The sequence below is a fragment of the Dickeya sp. ws52 genome (assembly GCF_007210685.1).
In the GTDB taxonomy this organism is placed as follows: Bacteria; Pseudomonadota; Gammaproteobacteria; order Enterobacterales; family Enterobacteriaceae; genus Dickeya; species Dickeya chrysanthemi.
This window is the reverse complement of record NZ_SZVX01000006.1, coordinates 190901-203804: the sequence shown is the minus strand read 5'-3', so window position 1 is coordinate 203804 and position 12904 is coordinate 190901. Positions and strand designations below refer to the sequence as shown.

Here is a 12904-nt window from a genome sequence, read left to right as displayed (position 1 = left end):
CATTAATACAGAGGAAGTGAAATTTCCCGCCGCTGACGGGGTAACATATGTTGCCTTTACACCTGTAATATGACAATGGTAAGTCGATACGCGCATTCGCTTTTATCGTCATTTGCGCGCCATAATGAACGTGGATAGTAGCTACACTTACGTAAAAATAGTGTAACGGAGCGATAATGAGTCAGGACAAACTCTATATAGAAAAAGAGTTGAGTTGGTTATCCTTTAATGAACGTGTGTTGCAGGAAGCTGCGGATAAATCCAATCCGTTGATCGAGCGGATGCGATTTCTGGGGATCTATTCCAGCAATCTGGACGAGTTCTACAAAGTTCGCTTTGCCGACCTGAAGCGCCGCATCCTGATCAACGAAGAACAAGGCTCCGCCGGCGAACTGCGCCATTTACTGGGAAAAATTCAAACACGGGTACTGAAAACCGACCAACTGTTCGACAATTTGTACAATGAGCTGTTGCTGGAAATGGCCCGCAATCAGATCTTTCTGGTGAATGAGCGTCAGGTTTCCTCCAACCAGCAAATCTGGTTGCGCGAATACTTTCGGCAAAACCTGCGCCCGCACATCACGCCGATTCTGATTCTGCCGGAAACCAATCTGGTGGAGTTTCTAAAAGACGATTACACCTATCTGGCGGTGGAAATCATCCGCGGCGAACAAACCGATTATGCGTTGCTGGAAATTCCATCCGACAAGGTGCCCCGTTTTGTCGACCTGCCGCCGGAAGCGCCGCATCGCCGCAAAACCATGATCCTTATCGATAATATCCTGCGCTACTGTCTGGATGATATTTTCCGCGGCTTTTTCGATTTCGACGCGCTGAATGCCTACTCGATGAAAATGACCCGCGACGCCGAGTACGATCTGGTCACCGAAATGGAATCGAGCTTGCTGGAACTGATGTCCTCCAGCCTGAAACAACGCCTGACCGCCAAGCCGGTGCGCTTCGTCTATCAGCGCGACATGCCGGATGCGATGGTGGAGTGCCTGCTGCACAAGCTGGGTATCTCCTCTTATGACTCGGTGATCCCCGGTGGTCGTTATCACAATTTCAAAGATTTCATCGGTTTCCCGAATATCGGCCGCGCCAATCTGGTCAACAAACCGATACCGCGCCTGCGTCATCACTGGTTCAGCCAGTTTCGCAATGGCTTTGACGCCATTCGCCACCGCGATGTGCTGCTGTACTACCCGTACCACACGTTTGAGCACGTACTGGAGCTGCTGCGTCAGGCCTCTTTCGACCCAAGCGTACTCTCTATCCGCATCAATATTTACCGTGTGGCGAAAGATTCCCGCATCATTAATTCGATGATTCACGCCGCCCACAACGGCAAGAAAGTTACGGTGGTGGTGGAACTGCAAGCGCGCTTTGACGAAGAAGCCAACATTCACTGGGCCAAACGGCTGACGGAAGCCGGCGTTCACGTTATCTTCTCGGTGCCGGGGCTGAAGATTCACGCCAAGTTGTTCCTGATTTCCCGCAAGGAAGGGGACAATATTGTGCGCTACGCTCACATCGGCACCGGTAACTTCAACGAGAAAACCGCCCGCCTGTATACCGACTATTCGTTGCTGACGGCGGATGAACGCATCACCAACGAAGTGCGCCGGGTGTTCAACTTCATTGAAAACCCGTACCGACCGGTCAGTTTCGACCATCTGCTGGTGTCGCCGCAAAACTCCCGCGAGCGGTTGTATCAGATGATTGATCGAGAAATTGCCAACGCACAGGCGGGATTGGAAGCAAAAATAACGCTAAAAATCAATAATCTGGTAGATAAAGGGCTGGTAGATCGGTTGTATGCCGCCTCCGGCGCCGGTGTAAAAATCAACCTGCTGGTTCGCGGCATGTGCTCGCTGATTCCAGAACTTCCCGGGATCAGCGATAATATTCGTGTCATCAGTATCCTTGACCGCTATCTGGAGCATGATCGCGTCTATGTGTTCCACAACGGCGGCGATCACAAGGTGTACCTGTCGTCCGCCGATTGGATGACACGTAATATTGATTACCGTATCGAAGTTGCGGTGGAAGTGCTCGACAACAGGCTGAAGGAACGGGTGCTGGACATACTGGATATATTGTTCAGCGATACGGTGAAAGCCCGTGTGGTAGACAAGGAATTAAGCAATCGCTATGTCACCCGCGGTAACCGGCGCAAAATACGCGCCCAGAATGCCATCTATGACTATATCAAGGCGCTCGAGCAACCCGGAGAACAGGCCTGACCCAATGCCTTTAACGAATCACAATACCGAACAACCCCAGGAATTCGCGGCTATCGACCTGGGCTCCAACAGTTTCCATATGGTGGTAGCCCGCGTCGTCAATGGCGCTTTGCAGGTACTGAGCCGTCTGAAGCAACGCGTACACCTGGCCGATGGGCTGGACAGCCAAAACCGGCTTAGCGAAGAATCGATGCAACGTGGGCTGAGCTGTTTGGCGCTGTTTGCCGAACGGTTGCAGGGCTTTCCCTCCACCAATGTCTCGATTGTCGGCACCCATGCGCTACGCCAGGCGGTCAATGCGCAGGATTTTCTGCGGCGTGCCGCCAAAATCATGCCCTACCCGATTGAGATTATCTCCGGCAATGAAGAAGCGCGTCTGATCTTCATGGGGGTGGAGCACACCCAGCCGGAAAAAGGCCGCAAGCTGGTTATCGATATCGGCGGCGGCTCCACCGAACTGGTCATCGGCGAAGATTTTGAACCGATACTGGTAGAAAGCCGTCGCATGGGGTGCGTCAGTTTCGCCCAGCAGTTTTTCCCCAACGGCGAAATCAGCGAGGCCAATTTCCGGCGTGCCCGGCTTGCCGCAGCACAGAAGCTGGAAACGCTGGCATGGGAATACCGCATCTACGGCTGGGACTACGCGCTCGGCGCGTCCGGTACCATCAAGGCTACCTGCGAAATTCTGGTGGCGATGGGGGAAAAAGACGGGTTGATTACCCCGGAGCGGCTGGAAATGCTGCGCGAACGCATCCTGCAGTTCAAAAACTTCCGGGCGGTCAGCCTGCCGGGGCTGACTGAAGATCGTCAGACGGTGCTGGTGCCGGGTTTCGCTATTCTGTGCGGCGTATTTGATGCTCTGGCGATCAAAGAACTCCGCCTGTCGGACGGCGCCCTGCGTGAAGGGGTGCTGTATGAAATGGAGGGCCGTTTCCGCCATCAGGATATCCGTATCCGTACCGCACAAAGCCTGGCCAGCCATTACAACATTGACCGGGAGCAGGCAAAACGCGTAAGGGAAACCGCCGAGCAGCTTTACGCCCAATGGGCGCAGCAGAATCCGTCATTAGTGCATCCGCAACTGGGCGCGTTGCTGAAATGGTCGGCGATGCTGCATGAAGTGGGGCTGGGCATTAATCACAGCGGTATGCATCGTCACTCCGCCTACATCCTGCAGAACACCAACCTGCCGGGTTTCAATCAGGAACAGCAGCAATTGCTGGCGCTGATGGTGCGGCTGCACCGCAAGGGGGTCAGGCTGGAAGAATTGCCGCGCTTCAATCTGTTCAAAAAGAAACAGTACCTGCCGATGGTGCAATTGTTGCGCCTTGCCACACTGCTGAACAATCAGCGCCAGGCGACCACCACGCCGAAAACGTTGCGTCTTATCGCCAACGATACCGCGTGGACGTTGATCTTCCCACAAGGGTTCTTCAACCAGAACATGTTGGTCCAACTTGATCTGGAGCGGGAACAGCAATACTGGGACGACGTCAGCGGCTGGAAACTGTATATCGAAGAAGAGCCTGTCTGAACATTTTCCAGGCCGGCGGCACCTGTGGTGTGCTGTCCGGCCTGCGGTTATCAGATTGGCGTTTTTCCGTGACGTTAATCACAACCTTGCGCCCAACCGCACGTCTGGCTACCCACCATCACACTTTTCTCCCCGACTTACGTTGACCATGCCGTTAGCTTGTGCCTAAATAAAATACAGCGAATGTTCGCGATCACAGAGAAACTGATAACCAATGGCTACGATTACCCACAAACGGCGCATTGCCCTGCGTCAGCGACGACGATCCGGTACGCGCATCGCCCGTACTGTACTGATGATTAGTTTTATTATTCTGTTTGGTCGTTTTGCCTATTCCGCCATCGGCGCTTTTTTCCATCACCAGAACACACAGCAACAGCGTGCTGAACAGCCTGTTGCCGCTGCTGCCACTTCAACGACTGTGACTCCCCAACGCGAATAGCATCCGTTATTGCCGATGCTGTTGATGTCGTTCAGTGATTCATGCTATTGCCCTTTGCTGCCATAGCCGTATGGTGCCGTGCTTTTTTGCGCTGCCGCGCCTGCTGTCGGTGCATTTCATGCCATACTTAACATCCGATCTCATACTGACGATGGATGGGGACAATCATGGCCAGTGGTTGGTCCAATGATGGGGCGGTTCAGGATCAAATCGACGCAACGGTAGATGACGCCATCGCCCGCGCCCGTAGTCTGTTACATCAGGGCAGCAGCGCGCAGTATTGCGAAGAATGCGGCGAGGCTATCCCGCAGGCACGTCGCCTGGCACTGCCGGGGGTTCGTTTTTGCGTGCAATGCCAGGAAACAATGGATAAGAAACACACGCTCAACAGTGGCTATAATCGGCGTGGCAGTAAAGACAGCCAGTTACGCTGAAATACGAGGCCGCTCATGCCGACATGACACCGGGCCCCGCTCGCCGACTCACCGCACGACCAGCACCGAGGTTTGGGCATGGCGGACGATCGCCGCCGCATTCGACCCCAGCAAGTAAGTCTTCACATTCGGCCGACGCGAACCAATCACAATCAGGTCAGCTTCAATTTCCTGAGCCAGCTCCAGCACTTCATCGCGCGGAATACCGAAACTAATACTGTGAGACAGCTTGTCTGCCGGCAAATCGATGGTTTTCACCAAATCATGCAGTTTTTTATCCGCTTTGATCACCGCTTCGTTCTCAAACTCCTTGATGCCAAACGAATATGCCGACATAAACGCCGAAGCGTCAGGCAACGCATGAAACAGGTGGACGGTAGCACCGGATTGTCGGGCCAGCGCTACGGCGTGTGACAATGCCTTTTGAGTCAGCTCTTCTTCATCAATATCCACGGGTACTAAAATGGTCTTATACATCATCGTCCCCTTAAGTCAGCCATCGCAATACTGAAAGCGTAGCTCCGTTTGCCGTCACGTGATGTCGTTTTTGAGGCATTTGTGAAGCAACGCCGGGTTTATCTGTCGTATTAACAATGTAATACAATCAGTTACCCGACATCCTTGCCCACTTTCGGCAACAGGCGTAGTCTTAGCCAACCGCCGACCATGACCCACAGACTTCATGCATGACAACACTTGATGCGCTGTTTTTACGGCTATCGCGCTCCCGTTTTCGTCAGCGTTTTCATTTGGGCGCCAAAGAGCGCGATGACTGTTTTACCAAAGGTAAAGAGCTGATTGCCTCTCACGCCGCCGATTTTATTGCCCGGCGACTGGCGCCGGCAGAGCCGGTCAACGATGGAAAACAGACGCCGATGCGCGGCCATCCGGTTTTCATCGCTCAGCACGCCACCGCAACCTGTTGCCGGGGATGCCTGGAGAAATGGCATAATATCAACCAACATCGCCCGCTGACTGACGATGAACAGCGCTATATCGTCGATGTTATTTTATGCTGGCTTGAGCGCGACCTGCTCAACACACCTCACACCAACGTCTAATTCGCCGGTTTCAGGCTAGCGTTTGCCACGCCTGCAAGATAACTTCGGTATCTTTCACCAGTAAGGTATTGCCGGGAATAATGAAATCACGCCAGACATCATTATGCTGGGCGATCAGTTGCGCGGCGCTCACCGCCCGGCGGTCCGCCGTGGTATGGGCATCTCCTGCTACCGTCTGAGCATACCCCCGGCTGGCGGCGTTTTTGATGGTAGCATCGACGCAGTAATCAGTGGCGCAACCGCATAGCGTGAAATGTTGAACATGCAGGCGGCTTAATATTTCGGCCAATTCGGTACGGTAAAACGCATCGCAAGCCGTTTTAGTGACGGAAATAGCATTCACAGGGCGATGCAGTGCGGGCAATAACTGCCATGCTTCACTGCCGGGCGGCATGTCTGCATCCGTATGCTGAATAAAAATGGTCTGATCCGCCGCATCAATTAACCGATTGATGCGCTCAACCACGATGTCCTGCTGATAACGCGGCGTGGCGAACACACCGTTTTGCATATCGACGACGATTAACACCTGCATGTTTTTCTCCGGAACCCATAGCGACAGGCACTATCATACTGCGTCACCGGGCAGAACCACATGAATGGAAATTGAAAAATAGGATTGAAGACAGGAATTTCAGCACAAACGAAAACGGGCCAGCATAATGCTGACCCGTTAGAATTTTGGCGGAGGAGTAGAGATTCGAACTCTAGAACGCTTTCGCGTCGCCGGTTTTCAAGACCGGTGCCTTCAACCACTCGGCCACTCCTCCGCAACGACGCGAACTATAAACAGTGCGCTGGATGTTGTAAAGCGACATAGCGTTCGATCGCCTGAAAAACAGGCAATAACTCATTAAGAGCGTACAAAATAGCCATCAGACTCAAACTTTTATCGTCAACTGCGTAAAGAAGGGTAAACCGGCTTTAATAACATAACGCAACTACTTACTCTTTTTAAAGACAACAATGGCCCCCTTATAGAGAGAGTCGTTATATGGACCGTATTATTGCCTCTTCCACTCGCGAGCAGTCGCTGCTCAGTACCCATAAGGTACTTCGTAATACTTATTTCCTGCTGTCGCTGACGCTGGGTTTTTCCGCCGTCACCGCCACCCTGAGTACGGTGCTGAATCTGCCGTCTCCCGGCCTGATTCTGACGTTGGTCGGCTTTTACGGCCTGATGTTCCTGACCTACCGTCTGGCAGACCGCCCGGCAGGGATTCTGGCGGCATTCGCGCTGACCGGTTTTATGGGTTATACCCTCGGCCCGCTGCTGAGTTCGTTGATCGCCGCAGGCGCCAGCGACATTATCATGTTGGCATTGGGCGGCACGGCGCTGGTGTTCTTCTGCTGTTCCGCTTATGTGCTGACTACCCGTAAGGACATGTCTTTCCTGTCCGGTATGCTGATGGCAGGTTTTGTGGTGTTGCTGGTCGCAACCATTGCCAACCTGTTCCTGAATCTGCCGGGGCTGCATTTGGCGATTAGCGCAATGTTTATCCTGTTCTCCGCCGGCGCCATTCTGTGGGAAACCAGCAACATCATCCATGGCGGAGAAACCAACTACATTCGTGCGACGGTCAGCTTGTATGTTTCCATCTACAACCTGTTTGTCAGCCTCCTGAGTCTGCTGGGCATGTCGCGCAGCGAGTAATCTTCCCGCTGTCAGACTGTCAGACAAGGCGCCTTCGGGCGCCTTGTTGCTGTTAGCCAACACGACATTCATACCGGTCAGTGCGCCCTCTTCTGCGTATCCCTTAAAGTTTGCTAGACTAGGCGCGTTTTCACGTGATACCGAGGCAATATGTTAGTGTTTGAAGACCGAGTCATCGAAACCGATGCTCAGGGATATCTGAAAGACAGCCGCGACTGGCAAGAGGGCATGGCCCCGATACTGGCGGAACAAGAAGGCATCACGCTCACCGACGCGCACTGGGAAGTCGTTCGTTTTGTCCGAGCGTTTTACCTCGAATTCAATACCTCGCCCGCCATCCGCATGTTGGTGAAAGCCATGGCGCAGAAATACGGTGAGGAAAAAGGCAACAGTCGCTATCTCTATCGCCTGTTTCCCAAAGGCCCGGCCAAACAGGCCACGAAAATCGCCGGGCTGCCGAAACCGGTAAAATGCATCTGAATCTTCGGCACCAGGCTTAATAGCGACCTGGGTTTAATAACGGCCGGGTTTTAATAACGGCCGGGTTTTAATAACGACCTGGGTTTAATAACGAATAGTAAAATCACGCTCATCGGTAACGGGATAGGGTTCAATCAGAACCTTGTCCACCCGGGCGTGGCGCGGCCCTCCCTGCTTCAGCCAGGCCATCAGTTGCTCTACAGCCTGGTGATCTCCACTGGCGACGACCTCCACGCTGCCGTCGTCACAGTTGCGGACATAACCCCACACACCCAACTGGCGGGCCTGCAATTGAGTGTGATAGCGAAACCCCACCCCTTGTACCATTCCGTACACCCACGCAATCACAGATACTGTCGGCATATGTCCTCCTTAATCACATGGGATGCCGTGTAAAAATGCATCGGACTTAACGCCTTTTTACTATTACTCAGCCTATGATTAAGACAAGAGCAAGTGTGACGGGTTAGTTACCGTGATAAAAATCGCTGCCGCGCCAGATGACTTGAAAATCACGCCCCATCCCCCCATTTAAGGTACGTAATACGTTTCTCGGGAGGTCATATGATTAACTGTAAATTCACCATCGGACAGCAGATTCGTCATAAGCTACTGGGGTATCCCGGCGTCGTTATCGATATTGATCCTGAGTACTCCCTCGAACAACCAAAGTGGGAGGAACTTTCGGTCAATGACACCTTGCGAACGGCGCCCTGGTATCACGTAGTGATGGAAGACGAGCATGGTCGCCCCATTCATACTTATCTGGCGGAAGAACAACTGATCAACGAGGACCCCAACCCCATCGATCATCCATCCCTGGACGAACTGGCCGCCACGATTCGGCGCCGCGCACCACGTCTGCTGCACTAATATACGACGATTGCCATGTGATCATTACAGCGCACGTTTACCATCAGTGTTGTTCCTTATCGGAGCATGAGGCGAAAACCTATTTCTCCAGCCCCAGCCGGGGAATTTCAATTTTCGGACACCGATCCATCACCACCGATAAGCCGGCGTCATGCGCCAGTACTGCCGCCGCTTCATTGATCACGCCAATCTGCAACCACAGCACGCGTGCGCCAATCGCGATAGCCTCCTGAGCCACTTCAAACGCGGCATCCGGCTGGCGAAAGACATCCACCATATCGACCGGCTCCGGAATCTCAGCCAGTGACGCATAGGCAGTTTGCCCCAGCAGAGTTTGCCCTGCCAGACGTGGGCTGACCGGAATAACCCGATAACCTTGCCCAAGCAGATAGGCCATCACTACGTAGCTGGGGCGCGAGGGGTTCTCGCTGGCACCGACCAACGCAATGGTTTTCACCTGATTGAGTAACGCTTTAATGTCGTTGTCTTGCATGGTTGCCTCCGTGACTATTCACCCGACAGGCAGCGCTTAGCGGTAATGCCGACGTCCCGGCGCTGTCTGCTATCAGTGTAACGCAGAATCTCTGCGCCCATACGCCCAGCCAGCAAAATCCATCGGCAACAACTCGCACCCCTTGCTGGACGGCAACCGATTAATAACCAAATATTTCATTTTTTAAATTTTGACACATTATGTTCGTTATTGAACAATATGGTAACGAGATTTGTCATGAGGCACGTATGAAAACCATTTCCGCTATCGCCGCCACATTGTGGTTGCTCACGCTCAGTTCTCTGGCGATGGCGACGACGCTGAAACTCAGGCCTGATATCGAATTGATGATGATCGATGGGAAAAAGGTCTCCGGTTCACTCCTTAATGGCGCCGACAGTCTCGAGCTGGAAAAAGGCTCTCACCAGATCGTCTTTCAGGTACTGAAGTCCGTTAATGCACCGATGGGAATAAAGCAGACTTACCGTTCGCCGGGCCTGATCACGGTATTTGACGCCCGCAATCTGAATGAAGTCTCTGTTCGACTGCCTGACCTGGAAGACGCCGCAGCGCGACGGAGTTTCAGCCAATCCCCCAATTACCAATGGGTAGACGGCAAAAGTCTGCCTATCTCGATTCGTACCGATGTTCTGACTGTCGGCGAAACGGACTTAGCCGGTGAAATCGAAAAACGCATGACTGATTACAATCGTTCAGGCCAACCGGCAGCCGTTATCGCGTTCGCGCCACAATCGACGGCAAAGGCCTCGACAACAACCAGCACCACAGCCAATCCACTGGATCCGCTCAGCATCATGCAGTACTGGTTTCAACAAGCGGACAAAAGCACACGCCAGCGTTTTCTCGAATGGGCAAGAGACAGAGAAACCCAATAATCATGCTGATTTTACAGACAAAAAACGCCGTTTTTGGAAAGATGCTCGCATTTTTTCAGTCTGCTACTTTCCACTGAAACCGCGTTTTCGTAATCTGTAAAAACTATACTGTTCGAAATTATACTGTTCGAAGGATGTCGCCATGGAGTACACCACCCGCACAATCGAGGTGCATAAGCACATTGCACTGGTTGCGCACGATCACTGTAAAGAATCGCTGCTGGAATGGGTTAGCGCCAACAAAAGCCAACTGGCGGAACACCATTTGTATGCTACCGGCACGACAGGCAACCTGATTCAACTCCATACCGGACTGCCGGTCAGAAGTATGCTGAGCGGGCCGATGGGCGGTGATCAGCAGGTGGGTGCCCTGATCTCGGAAGGAAAAATCGACATGCTGATTTTTTTCTGGGATCCGCTCAACGCCGTGCCGCATGACCCTGACGTCAAAGCGTTGCTGCGGCTGGCTACGGTGTGGAATATTCCGGTCGCCACCAACCGCTCGACGGCAGACTTCCTGATCAATTCCACGCTGTTCCGCCAGTCGGTTTCCGTCACCATTCCTGACTATCAGCGTTACCTTCAGGGGCGGCTGAAGTAACCGCTCTGTTTTCCATGAAAACTGGTCGATTTCCCGGCCAGTTTTCTCTCACCGGCAGACATAGATAAAACCACAACCGTTAGCTCGGTTTGCGCTGCATCGGCACCCCTAGCTGGTGCAAATCCTCGACAAACACCGAGGGTTCGTCGCGATCGTACATCAACCACACCTGATGCCTGGCACGGGTCAACGCGACATATAACAATCGGCGCTCCTCTGCATCCGGAAAAGGTTCTGGCCGAGGGAGCAAGACCGCTTCCAGCACGGACTCTCGCTGCGGCGCGGGAAAACCGTCGCGTCCTTCATGCAACCCCAACACAATCACGTAATCCGCTTGTTGCCCTTTGCTGGCATGAATCGTCATGAAATGGAGGTTCAAATGCGGCCAACGGGTCTGCGCCTTATCCAATACATCAGGGCGCAAATGGTGATAACGCGCCAATACCAGTATACGCGCCTGTGCCGCCACATAACCGCTCATCTTATCCAGCAAGGCATCCAACTGTTCTTGCGGCAACAACACTACCGATTTTCTATCGCCGTCTCGCAAGCTGTTGAGCACTTTTTTTAGCTGGGCCGGATTTTGCTGAATAAACCGGTTGGCGATCTCGCCGATGCGATGGTTAAAGCGATAGGTGGTATCCAATACACACTGCGCGCCTTCGCCGAAATGCGGCTCAAATGCCGTGGTAAGCGTTAACTCTGCACCACTAAACCGGTAAATAGCCTGCCAGTCATCGCCAACCGCAAACAGGCTGCTCTCCGGCGATTGTCGGCGCAACGCTTCCAGCAAACGAGCGCGCTGAGGGGAGATATCCTGAAACTCATCCACCAGAATATGCCGCCACGGGCTGACAAAACGGCCCTTATCCAGATAGTTGACCGCCTGGTGGATCAAACCGGAGAAATCGACGGCGCCTTCATCCTTTAAGGCTTTTTTCCATGCTTTCAGCAGTGGCGCCATTAATCTTAACCGTTGCTGGAATAGCGGCCGGGTTTCGTCGTCGGCCAATGCCAGCATCTCGCTTTGGGTGCCGCCTTGCATCCGCATCACCCCTAACCAGCGCTCCAGCCGTCCGGCCAATCTTGATGCGATGGCCGCATCCTGCCAAAAATTTCCCTCAGGCAACGTCCATTCCAGTTCTTCGGTCAACCACTGCCGCCAGCCTTTCGCCTGGGTTTTCTTTTCGTCACACTGCTGCTGCCAGTGCTGGATCAGAAATGTGCGTCGGTGCGCGCCGTCGGTTTCCAGCCGACTGATGACCGGAGCCTTACGGCTGCACTGCTGGATAATGTGCAACGCCAACGCATGAAACGTCTTCGCCTGAACCTCATCCGTATGCAGCCGCTCATGAATACGGCCGTTCATTTCATCCGCAGCTTGCCGACCAAACGCCAATAATAAGATCTGCTCAGGCGACGCCTCGGCCCGATGCAGCAACCAGGCGGCTCGCGCCACCAATACCGAGGTTTTGCCGCTGCCTGCGCCGGCCAACACCAGCACGGCATTTTCGCCGTTCACTACCGCCCGACACTGACTGGGGTTTAACGGTGAGCTTTCCACCGTATCGAAAAAGGCTTTGTGCCCGACCAACGTGGTTTCCGTCCAAAACTGATTGGCTTGCTGACGCAGGGTCTCGCCTTGCTCCAACCAACGCAGACAACGCTGATAATTGTCCCGGCAATGTTCAAATTCATCCAGACGCGCCAATGGTAACGGCAACGCGGCGAACCCACTTCGGATCTCTTGTTGAACGCGCATCAGTGTCTGACGGCTGAACCAGCCATCTACCGTTTCCTGCGTCGTAATCTTCTCCGCCAGTTGCTGCAATACGTCTTTGCACACCTCGCTCATCTCCTGGCTCCAGCTCTGCCAGGACTTGAACAGATGACGGAAAAACTGCTGCGTTTCCTGCCATTCCGTACCGTGCAGACGCACCACCTTGTTCTCCGGCAACTCGAATTCCAGCTCTCCCCAGATCAGCCCTTTCTTACAGCGAATCGCCAGCAACTGATTAAAGGGGATGAGGTATTCGTGTCGGTCGCCGCTGACATTGACACCGGCATTCAGCAATTGCACACGGTTGTAGGGATGCTGTGCCAGGTGCTTACCCAACGAGGTCGATTTCAGTTCCATGAGCGCTGTGCCATTTTCAGAAGAAATGTTCAAAGTTGTAGTGTAACCGCTAT

Annotated in this window: 15 protein-coding genes and 1 tRNA gene; 10 read left to right on the top strand and 6 right to left on the bottom strand. The window is 53.4% G+C overall.

All coding sequences use genetic code 11. From position 1 onward, the window contains the following. The first annotated feature begins 176 nt into the window (after positions 1-176). From ppk1 to FDP13_RS08015, 4 genes are all read left to right on the top strand, one after another. Positions 177-2246: a polyphosphate kinase 1 gene (gene ppk1 / locus FDP13_RS08030; protein WP_143839163.1), complete on the top strand. Its 2070-nt coding sequence runs from the start codon at positions 177-179 to the stop codon at positions 2244-2246. Between the two features lie 4 nt (positions 2247-2250). Beyond that, positions 2251-3780, top strand: coding sequence for an exopolyphosphatase (ppx, locus tag FDP13_RS08025; RefSeq protein WP_012768976.1), 1530 nt, complete (start codon positions 2251-2253; stop codon positions 3778-3780). 214 nt (positions 3781-3994) lie between these two features. After that, entirely contained in the window at positions 3995-4222 is a 228-nt protein-coding gene (locus FDP13_RS08020; RefSeq protein WP_071603139.1) for a YfgG family protein, read from the top strand. A 167-nt stretch (positions 4223-4389) separates the two neighbouring features. Beyond that, entirely contained in the window at positions 4390-4656 is a 267-nt protein-coding gene (locus FDP13_RS08015) for a DksA/TraR family C4-type zinc finger protein (protein WP_027711375.1), read from the top strand. A 48-nt stretch (positions 4657-4704) separates the two neighbouring features. On the opposite strand, the gene FDP13_RS08010 is transcribed toward FDP13_RS08015, so the two are convergent. Next, positions 4705-5133 carry a universal stress protein gene (locus tag FDP13_RS08010; protein ID WP_033576174.1) on the bottom strand — a complete coding sequence of 143 codons (429 nt, stop codon included), beginning with the start codon at positions 5131-5133 and terminating at the stop codon, positions 4705-4707. A gap of 209 nt (positions 5134-5342) precedes the next feature. Between FDP13_RS08010 and FDP13_RS08005 the strand changes: the two genes are divergently transcribed. Beyond that, on the top strand, positions 5343-5717 hold the full coding sequence (locus FDP13_RS08005) for a DUF4186 domain-containing protein (RefSeq protein ID WP_033576173.1): 375 nt from the start codon (positions 5343-5345) through the stop codon (positions 5715-5717). Positions 5718-5727: 10 nt separating this feature from the next. Here the strand turns inward: FDP13_RS08005 and FDP13_RS08000 are convergent, their stop codons facing one another. Further along, complete coding sequence (locus FDP13_RS08000) at positions 5728-6252, bottom strand: isochorismatase family protein (RefSeq protein WP_012768972.1); 525 nt, start codon at positions 6250-6252, stop codon at positions 5728-5730. Between the two features lie 147 nt (positions 6253-6399). Further along, positions 6400-6487 (bottom strand) — tRNA-Ser (locus FDP13_RS07995). 224 nt (positions 6488-6711) lie between these two features. On the opposite strand from FDP13_RS07995, the gene yccA reads away from it, so the two are divergent. Both yccA and tusE read left to right on the top strand, forming a co-directional pair. Beyond that, the gene (gene yccA, locus FDP13_RS07990; protein ID WP_027711372.1) at positions 6712-7371 is read left to right on the top strand and encodes an FtsH protease modulator YccA; all 660 of its coding nucleotides are present in this window, start codon (positions 6712-6714) and stop codon (positions 7369-7371) included. Positions 7372-7521: 150 nt separating this feature from the next. Next, entirely contained in the window at positions 7522-7851 is a 330-nt protein-coding gene (tusE, locus tag FDP13_RS07985; protein WP_012768964.1) for a sulfurtransferase TusE, read from the top strand. An 84-nt stretch (positions 7852-7935) separates the two neighbouring features. Here tusE and yccX read toward each other — a convergent pair whose 3' ends face one another. Further along, positions 7936-8214, bottom strand: a complete 279-nt coding sequence (yccX, locus tag FDP13_RS07980) for an acylphosphatase (protein WP_143839162.1) — start codon at positions 8212-8214, stop codon at positions 7936-7938. Positions 8215-8415: 201 nt separating this feature from the next. On the opposite strand from yccX, the gene hspQ reads away from it, so the two are divergent. Then, entirely contained in the window at positions 8416-8724 is a 309-nt protein-coding gene (gene hspQ, locus FDP13_RS07975; protein ID WP_012768962.1) for a heat shock protein HspQ, read from the top strand. 79 nt (positions 8725-8803) lie between these two features. Here the strand turns inward: hspQ and FDP13_RS07970 are convergent, their stop codons facing one another. Beyond that, positions 8804-9217: a CoA-binding protein gene (locus tag FDP13_RS07970; protein ID WP_012768961.1), complete on the bottom strand. Its 414-nt coding sequence runs from the start codon at positions 9215-9217 to the stop codon at positions 8804-8806. Between the two features lie 248 nt (positions 9218-9465). Here FDP13_RS07970 and FDP13_RS07965 point away from each other — a divergent pair, with 248 nt between their 5' ends. Both FDP13_RS07965 and FDP13_RS07960 read left to right on the top strand, forming a co-directional pair. Then, positions 9466-10113, top strand: a complete 648-nt coding sequence (locus FDP13_RS07965; protein ID WP_027711370.1) for a DUF2057 family protein — start codon at positions 9466-9468, stop codon at positions 10111-10113. 142 nt (positions 10114-10255) lie between these two features. Further along, a complete protein-coding gene (locus FDP13_RS07960) occupies positions 10256-10714 on the top strand; it encodes a methylglyoxal synthase (RefSeq protein ID WP_012768959.1) in 459 nt (152 codons plus the stop codon). Positions 10715-10793: 79 nt separating this feature from the next. Here the strand turns inward: FDP13_RS07960 and helD are convergent, their stop codons facing one another. Continuing rightward, positions 10794-12851, bottom strand: a complete 2058-nt coding sequence (gene helD / locus FDP13_RS07955; protein ID WP_033576119.1) for a DNA helicase IV — start codon at positions 12849-12851, stop codon at positions 10794-10796. Positions 12852-12904 lie beyond the last annotated feature (53 nt).

Excerpts from the sequence above, each read along its gene's own strand:
- ppk1 (WP_143839163.1), top strand. The coding sequence starts at position 177 with ATGAGTCAGGACAAACTCTATATAGAAAAAGAGTTGAGTTGGTTATCC.
- ppx (WP_012768976.1), top strand. The coding sequence starts at position 2,251 with ATGCCTTTAACGAATCACAATACCGAACAACCCCAGGAATTCGCGGCT.
- FDP13_RS08020 (WP_071603139.1), top strand. The coding sequence starts at position 3,995 with ATGGCTACGATTACCCACAAACGGCGCATTGCCCTGCGTCAGCGACGA.
- FDP13_RS08015 (WP_027711375.1), top strand. The coding sequence starts at position 4,390 with ATGGCCAGTGGTTGGTCCAATGATGGGGCGGTTCAGGATCAAATCGAC.
- FDP13_RS08010 (WP_033576174.1), bottom strand. The coding sequence starts at position 5,133 with ATGTATAAGACCATTTTAGTACCCGTGGATATTGATGAAGAAGAGCTG.
- FDP13_RS08005 (WP_033576173.1), top strand. The coding sequence starts at position 5,343 with ATGACAACACTTGATGCGCTGTTTTTACGGCTATCGCGCTCCCGTTTT.
- FDP13_RS08000 (WP_012768972.1), bottom strand. The coding sequence starts at position 6,252 with ATGCAGGTGTTAATCGTCGTCGATATGCAAAACGGTGTGTTCGCCACG.
- yccA (WP_027711372.1), top strand. The coding sequence starts at position 6,712 with ATGGACCGTATTATTGCCTCTTCCACTCGCGAGCAGTCGCTGCTCAGT.
- tusE (WP_012768964.1), top strand. The coding sequence starts at position 7,522 with ATGTTAGTGTTTGAAGACCGAGTCATCGAAACCGATGCTCAGGGATAT.
- yccX (WP_143839162.1), bottom strand. The coding sequence starts at position 8,214 with ATGCCGACAGTATCTGTGATTGCGTGGGTGTACGGAATGGTACAAGGG.
- hspQ (WP_012768962.1), top strand. The coding sequence starts at position 8,416 with ATGATTAACTGTAAATTCACCATCGGACAGCAGATTCGTCATAAGCTA.
- FDP13_RS07970 (WP_012768961.1), bottom strand. The coding sequence starts at position 9,217 with ATGCAAGACAACGACATTAAAGCGTTACTCAATCAGGTGAAAACCATT.
- FDP13_RS07965 (WP_027711370.1), top strand. The coding sequence starts at position 9,466 with ATGAAAACCATTTCCGCTATCGCCGCCACATTGTGGTTGCTCACGCTC.
- FDP13_RS07960 (WP_012768959.1), top strand. The coding sequence starts at position 10,256 with ATGGAGTACACCACCCGCACAATCGAGGTGCATAAGCACATTGCACTG.
- helD (WP_033576119.1), bottom strand. The coding sequence starts at position 12,851 with ATGGAACTGAAATCGACCTCGTTGGGTAAGCACCTGGCACAGCATCCC.